Genomic DNA, 14,285 nt, shown 5'->3' on the forward strand with positions numbered 1-14,285 from the left:
GCGGCCGGGGTCCGGTCACCAGGGGCCGGCGGTCCGACCCCGGCCGCCGGACGACGGTGGACCGTCGCTGATCAGGTCCTCGGTCCGGGCCGGTGATCGTGGCGGGGGCACGGTCGCGGAGACCGGCTTTCCCGTCGTATCGACTAGCGTCGTGACATGAACAGCGACTCCACCCCCGCCTTCGCCGGCGCGCTCTCCTCGGGCACGGTCGTGCTCGACGGAGGCATGTCCAACCAGCTCGAAGCGGCCGGGCACGATCTCGGCGACTCCCTGTGGTCGGCGCGACTGCTCGCGGACCGGCCCGAGGCGATCGTCGAGGCGCATCTCGCCTACTACGAGGCGGGCGCGGACGTGGCGATCACCTCCAGTTACCAGGCGACGTTCGAGGGCTTCGCCCGGCGTGGCGTCCCGCGCGAGCGGGGTGCCGAACTGCTCGGCCTGAGCGTCGGGTCGGCGCGCGAGGCCGCTCGGCGCGCGCACGCGAAGGGCGTCGCGCGGCCCCTGTGGGTCGCCGCGTCGGTCGGTCCGTACGGGGCGATGCTCGCGGACGGTTCGGAGTACCGGGGGCGGTACGGGCTGAGCGTCGCGGAACTGGAGCGGTTCCACCTGCCGCGCCTGGAGGTGCTGGCCGCCGCCGCGCCCGACGTGCTGGCGCTGGAGACGGTCCCGGACACGGACGAGGCGCGGGCACTGCTCCGGGCGGTGCGCGGGCTCGGCGTACCGGCGTGGCTGTCGTACAGCGTGGCCGGTGACCGTACACGGGCCGGACAGCCGCTGGAGGAGGCCTTCGCCCTGGCCGCCGAGGCGGACGAGGTCATCGCGGTCGGGGTCAACTGCTGTGCTCCCGCCGACGTCGACGCGGCCGTCGCCACGGCCGCGCGCGTGACCGGAAAGCCGGTCGTGGTCTACCCGAACAGCGGCGAGACCTGGGACGCGGCGGCCCGCGCCTGGACCGGGAGCTCCACGTTCACGGCCGCCCAGGTCGGCGGGTGGGAGCGGGCCGGGGCCCGGCTGATCGGCGGCTGCTGCCGGGTGGGCCCGGAGGCGATCACGGGGATCGCGTCGGCGCTGCGAGCCGCCTGAGCCCGCGCGCCGCTCAGGCCCCGCCCCCGGCCCGGAGCGGCTTCGGGCCGCGGGCCCGGGCCGCACCCCGGCTCGGAGCCACCCCGGCGTACCGGCCGGGGCCGGGGCGGGGTCAGCGCCGTCCCGGGCCGCCCGAGCGGCGGAAGCGTCGTACGGCCGCCAGCGGTGTCGTGATGCGCACGGGCTCGTCGATGCCGGGAGAAGCCGACGCGGACGCTCCGTCCACCGCCCCGGGCGGGCTGTCCGCGGTCTTGCCAGCGGTCTTGTCGGCAGTCCTGGCCGCGGGACTGCCCGAGGGCCTGTCGGCAGTCCCGGCGACGGGACTGCCCGGGAGCCCGTCGGCAGTCCCGGCGACGGGACTGCCCGGGAGCCCGTCGGCAGTCCCGGCGACGGTACGGGCGGCGGGACCGGGGTCCGCGCCTGCGACGGGCTGTCCGGCGGTTCCGAGTGGGGACGTGCCGGCGGCCCCGACCGTGGCTCTGCCGGTCTGCCTGCGGGTGGGACCGGTCGCGGGCCCGGCCGCGGCTCTGGCCGACTCGGCCTCCCACAGGGCGAGTTCGCGGTCGTGCGGGCCGTGCACGGTGTGCGGGGCACCGGCGCCGAAGACCCGGACCGGGTGCGAGGGGTCCCAGGCGGCCCACCCGGGGTCGCCGTCGGCCGCGAACCGCACCCACGCGCCGTGCATGGCGTCCGCCAGCTCCTGCGGAGCGCCCTCGCCCGCGAGTTTCGCCGCCTCCGGTACACCCGCGGTGTCGAAGACGAAGCCCAGTTCCAGGGCGTGACAGGCACCGAGGCCGGGCACGTTGGACGGCCAGGCGAACTCGTAGACGTGCGCCGGGGCCCGGCCGCCGGGGACGTCCGCGTCGAGGGACGCGGTCGGCGTGCCGCTCCGCGCGTCGGCGAGACGGTGCAGCGGTACCCGCAGGAGATGGTCGGTGATCATCTGGCCGACGAGATCGGCGGTGCCCGCCTCGGGGCGGAGGGCGCGGTAGCCGCGGGGCACCTCGTGGCCGCAGTGGCAGCGGGCCATCGCACCGGCCAGGGCGACCGGGCCGAGCCGGTCGACGCGTTCCAGGAGCCCGCCGGGCACGAGCCACAGCCGGTACTCCTCACGGGTCCAGCCGAGCAGGAGGCCGACGTCCGCAGCAGCGCCCTCGACAAGGGCCTGAAGCGGGTCCCGGGGCACGAGGTCGCCGTCCACGACGATGCCGAAGGCGGGTCCGCCGAGCACCGGGCTGCTGAGCCTGCCCACGTCGGCCTGGGTGCGCAGGAGCAGGTCGCGGTCGGCGGCGGCGAACGCCTCCGCCGTCGCGGGGATCTTCAGCCGCGTGGCCATCCTGCGCACCATGCGGCGTACCTTGTCGCGGTCGCTCGCCTCGGGCGGCCCGCTCTGGAGGACCGCCCGGTGGAACAGGCCCCGGGCGCGTGGGCTCGCGAGCAGCGCGCCGATGCTGATGGCCCCGGCGGACTCGCCGAAGACGGTCACCCGGCCGGGGTCTCCGCCGAACCGGGCGACGGACTCCCGCACCCATTCCAGCGCGGCGAGCTGGTCACGCAGGCCGGGGTTCGCGGGCGCGTCCGGGAAGAGGCCGAAGCCCTCCACGCCCAGGCGGTAGTTGACGGACACGAGGACCACACCGTCGCGGGCGAAGGCGTGCCCGTCGTACACCGGTATGGCCGAGGAACCGCGGGTCAGCGCGCCGCCGTGGATCCACACCATCACGGGGAGGCGGGCGGCGGGGTCCGGCGCCGGAGTCCACACGTTGAGATTGAGGCAGTCGTCGCCGGGGACGACGGGGTCGGCGAGGAGCCGGGCGAACGCTTCGGAGTACGGCGGCTTCGGCGGCGTCGGTCCGAAGGCGCCCGCGTCCCGGACCCCGTCCCAGGGCTCGGGCGGCTCGGGCGGGCGAAAGCGGCGGGCGCCGAAGGGCGGGGCCGCGTAGGGGATGCCCCGGAAGACCGCGATCCCGTTCTCGTACCGGCCGCGCACCGCTCCGTAAGGGGTGGAAACCACCGGGCCCCTCGTCTCCGCCACCGGATCAACCGAGTCCACCGAGTCCGCCGCCATCCGGGACCAGCTCCTCACCGTCGCGCGCTGTAGAGATCAGAGCACCACATCGCGTCCCGGTATTCCTGCGGAGGCCACCTGTCCGTGCCGTACCGCGGTACGGCACGGGCCGGTCCGCCGGCCGCGAGCGGCCCCGCGCCGGGGTCCGGCGCCGGGTCAGGCGCCGGGGTCCGAAGCGGCCGTGGCGGGCTGCCGTGCCGCCCAGAGGATGCCGCCGAGCAGGTGTCCGAGGAAGTCCGGATCCTGGTACGCCTCCGCGGCGTGGCCGAGCGCGGTGTAGAACACCCGGCCCGCGCCCTGTTCCCGGCACCACACCAGCGGGTGGTCTCCGCCCATTCCCCCGCCCTCGTAGGACGCTTCGTCGGCGGAGGCGAGCACGCGCACGCCGTCCGCTTCGCGCGGATTGGTCCGGAAGTCGTACCATTCGTCCGTGACATCCCAGACCGGTGGCAGGAGCCGGGTCGCGGGATGTCCGTGGTCCTCGACGACGACCCTGCCCGGCTGGAGGTCCGGGTGCCTCTCGAAGCGGGCGCCGAGCAGTTCTCCGTAGTGGGGCCAGTCGTACTCGGTGCAGGCGGCGGCGTGCACCCCGACGAAGCCGCCACCGCCCTCGACGTGGGCCGCCAGCCGGTCACGGCCCCGCGGCGTCAGCACCTCGCCGCTCGTCGACAGGAAGACGACGGCCGCGTACGGGTCGAGGGGGGCCTCGAAGACCTCGGGGTCCTCGGTGGCGTCGGCCTCGAAGCCGTGCGCGCGGCCGAGGGCGCGCACGGCGCCCACCGCGGCCGGGATCGAGTCGTGCCGGTAGCCGGTCGTACGGGTGTAGACGAGAACGCGGAAGACCATGCCCGGAGCCTAAGGGCGCGCGTTCGCCGGGCGCTGTCCGTTTCGTTCAAGACCGGCCGCCGGGGACCCTCCTACGGTGGCCGTATGACTCCACGATTCGATGTGATCGGGCTGGCCGTCTCCGACATGGCCGCCTCCCTCGCCTTCTACAGCCGTCTCGGGCTCGTGTTCCCCGCAGGCGCGGAGAACGAGCCGCACGTCGAGGCCGAGCTGCCCGGCGGGCTGCGCCTCGCGCTGGACACGGAGGACACCATCAGGTCGTTCCACGCCGGGTGGCGGCCTCCGAGCGGCGGCGGCAGGGTGTCGCTCGCCTTCCGCTGCGAGGACCCCGCCGAGGTCGACTCCGTGTACGAGGGCCTTGTCGGCGCGGGCCACCACGGCGAACTCAAGCCGTGGGACGCCTTCTGGGGCATGCGGTACGCCGTCGTGCACGACCCGGACGGCAACGGCGTCGACCTGTTCGCCCCGCTGCCGGGAGAGCCGGCGCCCGCGCAGTAGCGGGGCCTGTCACCGCTGACCGACCAGCTCACCGAGCGGCGCTCCCGCCAACTCCCTTACGTCTCGCGCCAGATGAGCCTGGTCGGCGAACCCGGCGCGCAGCGCGGTCTCCGCGAAGGGCACGCCGTCACGGGCGAGGGCGAGAGCCCGCTGAAGTCGCAGGACCCGGGCCAGGGTCTTGGGTCCGTACCCGAAGGCGGCGAGCGAGCGGCGGTGCAACCGCCGCGCCCCCAGGCCCAGTCGGTCCGCCGTCTCGGCGACCGGGCGTCCCGCGTCCAGGGCTGCCACCACTTCCCTGAGCAGCGGATCGGGGGGCTCGGCCCCGGCCGCCCGGCGCAGCGCGAGCTCTTCGAGCGCGGCCACGGGGTCGGCGGCCGCGTCGATCCGCGCGGTGAGGCGGCGCACCTCGGCGGCGGGCCACAGCTCGGTCAGCTCCACGCGCCGGTCCCGGAGTTCGTCGGCGGGCACGCCCAGGTAGGCGGGTGCCGTGCCGGGGTAGAAGCGGACGCCCGCCCAGCCGCCGGGCACGCCGTCCGGGATGTGGGGCCGTGTGTCGGGACCGGCGACGAGCAACCGCCCCCGGGTCCACAGCAGGTCCATGCAGCCGTCGGGGAGCACGGCGTCCCGGGCGGTGACGGAAGCGTGCCGGGCGGCCGCAGGATCGTCCCGGGCCGGGCCCTCGCCCTCGATCCCGCGGACGAACGCGGCCATCGCCTCCGCACCGGGCGCGGACGCACGCTCCGCCAGGCCCGCGCGCCCCGCCTCCGCACCCCGCGCGAACGCCGGCTCGCCGAGGTGGGCGGCCCCCGCCTCCGTGCCCGGCGTCAGGCGCGCGGGCGCCGCCTCGGCCCCGCCGTCAGGCGCGGGACCGTTCAGGACACGGCTCCAGAGCACCGCGCCAGGCAGCCGGGACGCCCGTTCCGCGTACATGCCCGCCAGGCTACGCCGGGCGGGCCCGGTGCTCCTGCGGGCTGACGCCGTAGACCCGCTTGAAGGCGCTGGAGAGCGCGAAGGCGCTGCCGTAGCCGACGTGGCGGGCGATCGTCTCCAGGGTGTCGTCGCTCTCGCGGAGCCTGTCGGCGGCGGCGGCGAGACGCCAGCCGGTCAGGTACGTCATCGGGGGTTCCCCGACGAGTTCACCGAAACGTCTGGCCAGCGCGGCACGGGAGACGCCGGTCTCGGCGGCGAGCCCCCCGACCGTCCAGGGGCGGGCCGGGTCGCCCTGGAGGAGCCGGAGCGCGCGGCCCACGACCGGGTCCGCGAGGGCCTGGTACCAGGCGGGTGCCGCGGCCTCGGGGCGGGAGAACCAGGCCCGCAGGGCGGTGATCATCAGCAGGTCGAGGAGCCGGTCCAGGACGACCTCCTGGCCGGGCTCGTCGCGCGTCATCTCCGCGGCGAGGATCGGGGTCAGCGGGCATTCCCACACGTCGGAGGGGAGCGCGAGCAGCGGCGGCAGGGCGTCGAGCAGCCGGCCGTTGACCTCGCCCCGCATCATGTACGTCCCGATCAGCAGCACCGTGGAGCCGTCGAGCCGGTCGCCCCAGCTGCGGACGCCGAGGTCCCAGTGGCCTTTCAGCGAGCGTCCGTCCGGGTAGGCGCACTCGCCGCCCGGCAGGATCACGGCCTGGGGCGGGGTGCCCGGGTCGTCGGCGCAGACGTACGGGTCGGGGCCGCGCGCGATGGCGAGGTCACCGGCCCGCAGCCGCAGCCCCTCGCCCCGGTCCGGTACGACCCGGGCGTCACCGCGGACCACCAGCATGATCGTCAGGGGGGCGCGGTCCTCGACGCGTACGCACCACGGCGGGTCGAAGCACGCTCGGATCATGAAGGCGCCCCGCGCGCGCGGACCCTCCAGCAGGCTCGCGAGGGGGTCCCCCCGCATGAGCGGGTCCGAGCGCGGCGGAGCGTCCATGCCGCCAGCGTAGACGGCGGCCCGGGCAGCCGTGGGGGACCGTGGACGACCGCTTATGGGAATGAGCTGTTCGCCGATGGTTCCCTGCCGGGGACGGCAGTTGACTGGGCCGCATGACAGAGAACACGCGGGACATGACAGTGCTGGTGACAGGCGCCACGGGGCGGACCGGGAGCCGGGTCGCGCGGGCCGCGCGGGCGGCGGGACTGACGGTCCGGGCCGCCTCGCGCGCCACGGGCTTCGACTGGGAGGACGCCTCGACGTGGGCCGGGGCGCTGAGCGGCGCCGACGCGGCCTACCTGGCGCACCCCACGGACGTCGGCTCGCCGGCGGCCACGAAAGCGGTCGGGGCCCTGGCCCGGGAGGCGGTGGGGCTCGGCGTGCGGCGGCTGGTGCTTCTGTCGTCGCGGGGCGAGGACCGGGCCCGGCCGACCGAGGAGGCGCTGGTGACGTCCGGCGCGGACTGGACGATCGTACGAGCGTCGTGGTTCTCGCAGAACTTCAGCGAGGGCCCGCTGGTCGAGGGGCTGTGCCATGGGGAGCTGGTCTTCCCCGCGGGCGAGGTGCGGGAGCCGTTCATCGACGTCCGGGACATCGCCGACGTCGTGGTGGCCGCGCTGACCGGGGGCGACCGGTACACCGGCCGGGAGCTCGAGATCACGGGGCCCCGGCTGCTGACCTTCCGGGAGGCGGTCGCGGAGATCTCGCGGGCCACGGGCGAGGAGCTGACGTACACACCCGTGACGGCGCGGCGGTACGGCGACACGCTGGCCGGTTTCGGAGTGCCGGCCGAGGAGGCCGGGTTCCTCGTCGAGCTCTTCGAGAGCCTCCTCGACGGCCGCAACTCCCACCTCTCGGACGGCGTCGGGGAGATCCTCGGCCGTGCGCCGCGGGACTTCACCGACTTCGCGCGGGAGGCAGCGGCGGCCGGAGTGTGGAAGGCCTGACGGTCCCTGCCCGGACTCACTCGCCCGGAGGGTGCTCCGTGCCGTTCTTCGGGGCGCGGTGGGTGTGGTGGGTGTTCTTGGCGTGGGTGCGCAGGCGGGACGTCACGTCCTCCGGGGGCAGGAAGCGCGACCAGCGTTCCGGGAACTCGGAGGGCATGTCGGGATCGTCGGGGTCGGCGTCGTAGGACCGGTGTGCGGCGGCGCGGGCCACGTACTCGGCGGCCTGGGCCTCGCGCAGCCGTTCGTTGGCGGCGCGGGCCGCGGCGGTGGCGGCGGCCGGCCAGACCCGGTCGATGGCGGCGTTGACGGCCGCGCCGACCAGGACGGCGAAGGCGGCGACGCCGATCCACAGCAGGACGGCCACCGGGGCGGCGAGGGAGCCGTAGATGGTGGGGCCCTCGATGGTGTTGGTCAGGTAGATGCGCAGCAGGAAGCTGCCGAGGACCCACATGGCGAGGGCGACCAGGGCGCCCGGCACGTCCTCGACCCACGGGGACCGGACGGGGACGGACACGTGGTAGAGGGTCGTCAGGAAGGCGACCGACAGGACGATGACGACCGGCCAGTACAGGACCTGGACGACGGTCGTCGACCACGGCACGACGTTCACCACGGCGTCCGGGCCCGCCACCATCAGCGGGAGCAGGACGGAGCCGATCAGCAGGGCCACGATGAACAGCAGGAAGGACATCACCCGGGTCTTCACGATGCCCCGGGTGCCGTCGAGCCCGTACATCACGGTGATGGTGTCGACGAAGACGTTGACCGCGCGCGAGCCCGACCACAGGGCGAACAGGAAGCCGAGGGAGATGATGTCGGGCCGGCCGCCCTTCATCACGTCGTGCAGGATCGGCTCCGCGATCTGGTGCACGCCCTTCTGCGTCAGCACCGTGCGGGACGCGTCCAGGATGTTGGACTCCAGGCTGGCGATGGTGTCGGCGCCGGTCCAGGCGTCCACGTATCCGAGCAGCCCGATCATGCTCAGCAGCAGCGGCGGCACGGACAGGAGCGTGAAGAAGGCGGCCTCGGCCGCCAGCCCCAGGATCCGGTACTCCATGCACGAGTTGACGGTGTCCTTGATCAGCAGCCAGGCGGTCCTGCGCTTGGAGACGTTCCTGTAGAGCGCGCGAGCGCGGTGGAATCGGCCGAGGCGGGGCCGTTCGGAGGTTTCTTTTGCCTGGTGCACGTCCTTACGGTAGCGGTATGCCAGCCAGCACCCACACCGTGACCAACCAGGCTCCGCCCCTGGTGGGATATGACGTATTCGCCGCCGACCGGGCCCTCGGCGAGGCGGTCGTCCGGCACCTCGATCCGGAGCTCCTCGAGGGGGCGCGCGAGGAACTGTCGGCACTCGGCAGGACGACGGGTTCCGCCCAGGTCCAGGAGTGGGGTGCGCTGGCCAACGAGAATCCGCCGAAGCTGCGCACGCACGACCGCTACGGCAACCGGATCGACGAGGTCGACTTCCACCCGTCCTGGCACCGCCTCCTCGGCAAGGGCGTGTCGGCGGGGCTGACGTCGGCCTGGACCCGCCCCGGCGGACACGTCAGGCGCGCGGCGGGCTTCGTGGTCTGGACGCAGGCCGAGGCGGGCAACGGCTGTCCGCTGTCGATGACCCACGCGGCGGTGCCCGCGCTGCGCACCGACCCGGCGCTCGCCGCCGAGTGGGAGCCGCGGCTGACGGCCACCGTCTACGACCAGGAGCTGCGGCCCGCCGCTCGGAAGGCCGGCGTGCTCTTCGGTATGGGCATGACCGAGAAGCAGGGCGGCAGCGACGTGCGCGCCAACACGACCGAGGCACGGCCGCTCGCCGAGGACGGGACGTACGCGCTGACCGGGCACAAGTGGTTCTGCTCGGCGCCGATGTCGGACGGCTTCCTGGTGCTGGCGCAGGCTCCGGGCGGGCTGACCTGCTTCCTGGTGCCGCGCGTCCTGGCGGACGGCACCCGGAACGTCTTCCGTATCCAGCGGCTCAAGGACAAGCTCGGCAACCGGTCCAACGCGTCGAGCGAGGTCGAGTTCGACGGAACGTGGGCGCGCCGGGTGGGCGAGGAGGGGCGCGGGGTCCGCACCATCATCGGGATGGTCGCGGCGACCCGACTGGACTGTGTGCTCGGCTCGGCCTCGCTGATGCGGCAGGCGGTCGCGCAGGCGATCCATCACTGCACCTACCGCGAGGCGTTCGGCGGCCGGCTCGTCGACAAGCCGCTGATGCGCAACGTGCTCGCCGATCTGGCGCTGGAGTCGGAGGCGGCGACGACTCTGGCGATGCGGCTCGCGGCGGCGTACGACGACGGGAGCGAGCAGGAGCGGGCGTTCCTGCGGCTCGCGGTGCCCGCCGCCAAGTACTGGGTGACCAAACGGTGTACGCCGGTCGCGGTGGAGGCGCTGGAGTGCCTGGGCGGCAACGGGTACGTCGAGGAGTCCGGAATGCCGCGGCTGTTGCGGGAGTCGCCGCTCAACTCCATCTGGGAGGGCGCGGGCAATGTGCAGGCGCTGGACGTCCTGCGCGCTCTGCAGCGGGAGCCGGGGGCTCTGGACGCGTATCTGCGGGAGGTGGGCCGGGCCCGCGGCGCCGACCACCGGCTGGACGGGGCCATCAAGAACCTGCTGACGGAACTCGCCGACCTGGACGGCATCGAGGCCCGTGCCCGCCGGCTGGTCGAGCGGATCGCGCTGGTGCTCCAGGGGTCGCTGCTCGTCCGGTACGCGCCTCCGGAGGTCGCCGACGCGTTCTGCGCCTCGCGTCTGGGCGGTGACTGGGGCACGGGGTTCGGCACGCTGCCGCACAGTCTGGATCTGGCCACGGTGGTGGAGCGGGCCCGGCCGGTGGCCTGAGGGAAGCGCTGAGGCGGGGGTGGTGCTGCGCCGACACGGCACCACCCCCGCCGCTCGCCCCGTTCAGGAGCTCGGACACCGCACGGGCGGCATCGCTGTCAGTTTCAAGGAACCTTGTGACCGTTGGCGAGAGTTGCAGACCGTTGCATTCCTTTGTGCACCTTGCGCGAAGACCCGGCGGACGCGGCCGAGAGCAGGCACGATGTGGGATGACGGCGGTGACGCGGCCCGTACGAGGTCCTGGTTTCGGGAGTGCTCTGTGAAGACCACATCGTTCAACCCAGCCCGGTTCGCACCGTCCGAGGCTGCGGAGCACCGCCGGCAGGCGTGGGCCGCTTCGGTCAAGGGCGAGCGTGGCGCATTCGCCCCGCGTCCGGTGATCGGTCGGTCCTGGCAAAGAGCGAAACGTTTCGGCATCAATCCCGAACAAGGAACGGACAGCACCCTTCTCCATTCCGACGAACTCGAACACCGGCGGACCTCCACCGCGCTCGCCGACGTGATGCCGACTCTTCACGGCGGCCTCGGGACGGTCGCCGACGCCTCCCTCCAGATCATGGTGGTCACCGACCCCGAGGGCCGGGTGCTGTGGCGCGAGGGGAACGCGGGCGTGCTGCGCCGGGCCGACACCATCTGCCTGGAGGAAGGCGCCGCCTGGAGCGAGGACACCACCGGCACCAACGCCATCGGAACCGCCCTGTCGGCGGACGCCCCCGTCCAGGTGCACTCCGCCGAGCACTTCGTGCGCACCCTGCACGACTGGACGTGCGCCGCCGCGCCCGTCCACGACCCGCGCGACGGACGGCTGCTCGGGATCATCGACGTGAGCGGCCCGGACAGCACCTTTCATCCCGCCACCCTCGCGCTGGTCGACACGGTGTCCAGACTGGCCGAAAGCGAACTGCGCACCGCGCATCTGACGGCCATCGAGCGGCTGCGCGCGGTGGCCGCGCCCCTGCTGTGCCGACTGGACGGTCCGGCGCTCGTGGTGGACTCCCACGGCTGGCTCGCCGCCGTCACCGGAATGCCGCCCGTGGACCGGGTCCCGCTGCCCGACTCCTTCGGCGCGGGCCACATCTGGCTGCCCTCCCTCGGCACGTGTGTCGCCGAACCGATGCCCGGCGGCTGGCTGCTGCGCGTCACCGGCGCCGGTGACCTGGGGAGCGCCGGGCGGGTGGTCCTCGACCTCGGCGAACCCCGGCGCCCGCACATCACCGTCTCGGGCACGGCGGGCAGCTGGTCCCAGGACCTGAGCCCGCGCCACGCCGAACTGCTCTACGTCCTCGCCGTGCACCGCCAGGGACGCAGCGCCGCGCAACTCGCGGTCGACCTCTTCGGCGACCCCACCCGCACGGTCACGGTCCGCGCCGAACTCTCCCGCGTACGCCGCCGGCTCATCGGGCTCCTCGACCACCGTCCGTACCGCTTCCGCGAGGAGGTGGAGGTCGAGGTCCTGCTGCCGGACGACCCCCGGGACCTGCTGCCGCACTCGACCGCGCCCGCGGTGCTCGGAGCACGCGCGACGGCCGGACCGGACCCCTCGTGAAGACGAGAAGGGGTGAAGCGGGCGTATTTCGTGGGCGTCTTCCGCGGTCTTCGACCTGGCCGGGGGGTCTCTGCCGTAGCATCCACTCCACAGGCCACCCCACCCGTCTCTCCGTCAACGCCCTCGGCGGGGGAGGCAGTTGGCCTATCCGGGAGGACGCATGAAGCAGCGCGGCAGACACCGTCGTCGACGAAGAGGACAGGCGCTGCGCGCCACGCTGACCGGAACCGCGCTCGCCCTCACCGCGGCCGCCACCCTGATCAGCACCTCGCAGGCCACCGGCGCCAACAGTCCGGGCGGCCTCACCCCGCTCCGCACCGGCGCCTCCTCGCAACTGAGCCTGCACGAGAACCTCGCCTCCCGGGACGCGCTCGACACGCTCAGCGGGAACATGGGCGGCAACGTGGGCGTCGACGGAGTCCTGCGCGACGCCGACCGCTCGATGCGGAACACCGCCGACTGCACGGCGGACGAGCGGGCCGCGCTCCCCGTCGAGCCCACGGCCACCCGCGCCTACTGCTGGGGCGACGACGACGCGCGGACCTCGGGATGGCAGCCGCGTTCCGTGACGACGTCCGGTGACGCCGACGACGACGGCACGTGGGACACGCACCGGGTGATCCTCGCCGGCTGGACCCACCGCGACGGCCGGGCGGCCGCGCCGGACCGGGACGAGGGACTGGCCCGGATCGCCGTCGTCGACGCGACGGATCCGGACGCCCTCCGCTACCGCTGGGTCCTGCTGGTCGCCCCACGGGCCGGCGGCAAGGACTTCACGGCGGTGCGCGCCGGCCTCGGCGGCATGGTCTGGTACCAGGACAAACTGATCGTCACCGCGGACCACGGCGAGGGCCTGCTCGTCTTCGACCTGCACCGGCTGCTGCGGACCGACGTGGACAGCGGCGCCGTGGGCCGGGTGGGCCACGGCTACTCGGCCGCCGGCTACCGGTACGTGCTCCCCGCCATCGGCTCGTACGACCTGGAGGGCGGCTCGTGCACCCGCGACCGTGACCACGCGGTCCCCTGTATCGGCTCGCTCTCCCTGGACCGTACGACCGCACCCGACAGCCTGGTCGCCGCGGAGGCCGCGGACGACCGTCCGGAGCGCACCCGCCTGTGGCGGTACGCGTTCAGCACCGCCGCGTACCGCACCGGACTGCTCGCCGACGCCCAGGGCCACGTGAACGCGGTCGAGGCCTACACGACCAAGGGATCCGGGATCTCCGGCGCCCTCTCGCACCGGTCCGCGGGCGACCACGAGGCCAGGTGGTACATCGGGCGGCCGTCCGACGGCCGCGCCGGGCACGGGTCCCTGTGGCGTCAGAGCGAAGACGGCGCCGAGGCGGCCACGTGCACCGCCGACCAGTCGCACGCCTGCTGGGACCTCGGCACCGGGTCGCTCTCCTACTGGCAGCAGACCGGCGAGCTGTGGAGTCTCACCGGCACGGCGGGCCACAGGGTGCTCTACGCGGTGCCGCTGTCGTCGGTCGACGGCTCGCTCGGATAGCGGAGCCGGCCGCCCGGGGACGGGCCGCTCGGACAGCGGGCCCGCCCGCGCCGCATAGCGGGCAGCCGGTCCGTGACGCCGGTCCGTGGACGGCTTTGGAGAGGCACCCGGTCGCGTGATTCCCTGGCGGTCATGAGCAGCATCAATGTGACCACCTGGTCCCTGGAGCAGACGGCCCCGGCCGACCTGCTCCCCGCGAGCGCGCCCGGCGGGGACCTGCGGATCGTCCGCGCCGAGGTCCCCTCGCCCGAGTTCAGCCGCTTCCTGTACGCCTCGGTCGGCGGGGACATCCTCTGGACGGACCGGCTCGCGTGGACGTACGCGCAGTGGCAGGAGGTCCTCGACCGGCCGGGCACGGAGACCTGGGTCGCCTACGACCGGGGGACCCCCGCGGGCTACGTCGAACTCGACGCCCAGGACGACGGCGTCGTGGAGATCGCCTACTTCGGACTCCTCCCCGCGTTCCGCGGCCGCCGGATCGGGGGCCACCTCCTCTCGTTCGGGACCGCACGCGCCTGGGACCTGGCCGAACGCTGGCCGGGACGGGCCGGTACGAAGCGCGTCTGGCTGCACACGTGCAGCAAGGACGGCGAGCACGCGATGGACAACTACCAGCGTCGCGGCTTCCGGCTCTTCGACACCAAGGTCGAGCAGGAGGAGGAGGCCGCCACACCGGGGCCCTGGCCGGGCGCGCACACCGTCTGACCCGCTTTGTACCGTGGTGACCACGACTCCCGGCCCTCCTCGCGGCACCGCGGGAGGGCCGGTCATGTGATCGACAACACCCACGTCTCAAGATTCGGGACAAGGATGTCCACATAATGGATGACGGTGGACTGCCCCGAGATCCCCGTGACACGCTTCCGTCATGTCTGGAACTGGAATTGCCTTGGTGAGTCGGCGGCACGTCGACCTCGGCCGCATGTCCAGCGCCATCTGTCCGGCGAGCTGATCAGCCCAGCAGCGCCGAACCCCCTCTTTTTTGCGACCCTTGCGCAGTGCTGCGCCCATTCTTCCGTATGCACCCGTATGCGCAGGTC

General features: G+C 73.9%; 12 protein-coding genes and 1 pseudogene. 8 read left to right on the top strand and 5 right to left on the bottom strand.

All coding sequences use genetic code 11. The features are described 5' to 3' along the window. The first annotated feature begins 156 nt into the window (after nt 1-156). Nucleotides 157-1,083 carry a homocysteine S-methyltransferase gene (gene mmuM, locus OG780_RS10300; RefSeq protein WP_328446866.1) on the top strand — a complete coding sequence of 309 codons (927 nt, stop codon included), beginning with the start codon at nt 157-159 and terminating at the stop codon, nt 1,081-1,083. A 475-nt stretch (nt 1,084-1,558) separates the two neighbouring features. Here mmuM and OG780_RS10305 read toward each other — a convergent pair. Both OG780_RS10305 and OG780_RS10310 read right to left on the bottom strand, forming a co-directional pair. Next, nucleotides 1,559-3,151 (bottom strand): annotated as a pseudogene (locus OG780_RS10305) (carboxylesterase/lipase family protein); the annotation flags it as partial. A 156-nt stretch (nt 3,152-3,307) separates the two neighbouring features. Beyond that, the gene (locus OG780_RS10310; protein WP_328446868.1) at nt 3,308-3,997 is read right to left on the bottom strand and encodes a ThuA domain-containing protein; all 690 of its coding nucleotides are present in this window, start codon (nt 3,995-3,997) and stop codon (nt 3,308-3,310) included. Nucleotides 3,998-4,081: 84 nt separating this feature from the next. On the opposite strand from OG780_RS10310, the gene OG780_RS10315 reads away from it, so the two are divergent. Continuing rightward, on the top strand, nt 4,082-4,495 hold the full coding sequence (locus tag OG780_RS10315) for a VOC family protein (RefSeq protein ID WP_328446870.1): 414 nt from the start codon (nt 4,082-4,084) through the stop codon (nt 4,493-4,495). Between the two features lie 9 nt (nt 4,496-4,504). Here the strand turns inward: OG780_RS10315 and OG780_RS10320 are convergent, their stop codons facing one another. Together OG780_RS10320 and OG780_RS10325 are read right to left on the bottom strand one after the other, a co-directional pair. After that, a complete protein-coding gene (locus OG780_RS10320) occupies nt 4,505-5,206 on the bottom strand; it encodes a helix-turn-helix domain-containing protein (RefSeq protein WP_328458033.1) in 702 nt (233 codons plus the stop codon). Between the two features lie 229 nt (nt 5,207-5,435). Beyond that, complete coding sequence (locus OG780_RS10325) at nt 5,436-6,377, bottom strand: AraC family transcriptional regulator (protein ID WP_443062310.1); 942 nt, start codon at nt 6,375-6,377, stop codon at nt 5,436-5,438. A 143-nt stretch (nt 6,378-6,520) separates the two neighbouring features. Here OG780_RS10325 and OG780_RS10330 point away from each other — a divergent pair, with 143 nt between their 5' ends. Then, nucleotides 6,521-7,354 (top strand): NmrA family NAD(P)-binding protein, encoded by an 834-nt coding sequence (locus OG780_RS10330; protein ID WP_328446874.1) that lies wholly within the window; start codon nt 6,521-6,523, stop codon nt 7,352-7,354. 16 nt (nt 7,355-7,370) lie between these two features. Here the strand turns inward: OG780_RS10330 and OG780_RS10335 are convergent, their stop codons facing one another. Beyond that, nucleotides 7,371-8,540 carry a YihY/virulence factor BrkB family protein gene (locus OG780_RS10335; RefSeq protein WP_326784882.1) on the bottom strand — a complete coding sequence of 390 codons (1,170 nt, stop codon included), beginning with the start codon at nt 8,538-8,540 and terminating at the stop codon, nt 7,371-7,373. A 17-nt stretch (nt 8,541-8,557) separates the two neighbouring features. Between OG780_RS10335 and OG780_RS10340 the strand changes: the two genes are divergently transcribed. The 5 genes from OG780_RS10340 (at nt 8,558) to OG780_RS10360 (ending at nt 14,197) form a co-directional block, all read left to right on the top strand. Continuing rightward, nucleotides 8,558-10,192, top strand: a complete 1,635-nt coding sequence (locus OG780_RS10340; RefSeq protein WP_328446878.1) for an acyl-CoA dehydrogenase family protein — start codon at nt 8,558-8,560, stop codon at nt 10,190-10,192. 259 nt (nt 10,193-10,451) lie between these two features. Beyond that, nucleotides 10,452-11,738 carry a GAF domain-containing protein gene (locus OG780_RS10345; protein WP_328446880.1) on the top strand — a complete coding sequence of 429 codons (1,287 nt, stop codon included), beginning with the start codon at nt 10,452-10,454 and terminating at the stop codon, nt 11,736-11,738. A gap of 160 nt (nt 11,739-11,898) precedes the next feature. Next, complete coding sequence (locus OG780_RS10350; protein ID WP_328446882.1) at nt 11,899-13,245, top strand: hypothetical protein; 1,347 nt, start codon at nt 11,899-11,901, stop codon at nt 13,243-13,245. 132 nt (nt 13,246-13,377) lie between these two features. Continuing rightward, nucleotides 13,378-13,950, top strand: coding sequence for a GNAT family N-acetyltransferase (locus OG780_RS10355; RefSeq protein WP_328446884.1), 573 nt, complete (start codon nt 13,378-13,380; stop codon nt 13,948-13,950). Nucleotides 13,951-14,113: 163 nt separating this feature from the next. Continuing rightward, the gene (locus OG780_RS10360) at nt 14,114-14,197 is read left to right on the top strand and encodes a putative leader peptide (RefSeq protein ID WP_309486338.1); all 84 of its coding nucleotides are present in this window, start codon (nt 14,114-14,116) and stop codon (nt 14,195-14,197) included. Nucleotides 14,198-14,285 lie beyond the last annotated feature (88 nt).

Origin of the sequence: Streptomyces sp. NBC_00386 (assembly GCF_036063235.1) — a bacterium.
In the GTDB taxonomy this organism is placed as follows: domain Bacteria; phylum Actinomycetota; class Actinomycetes; order Streptomycetales; family Streptomycetaceae; genus Streptomyces.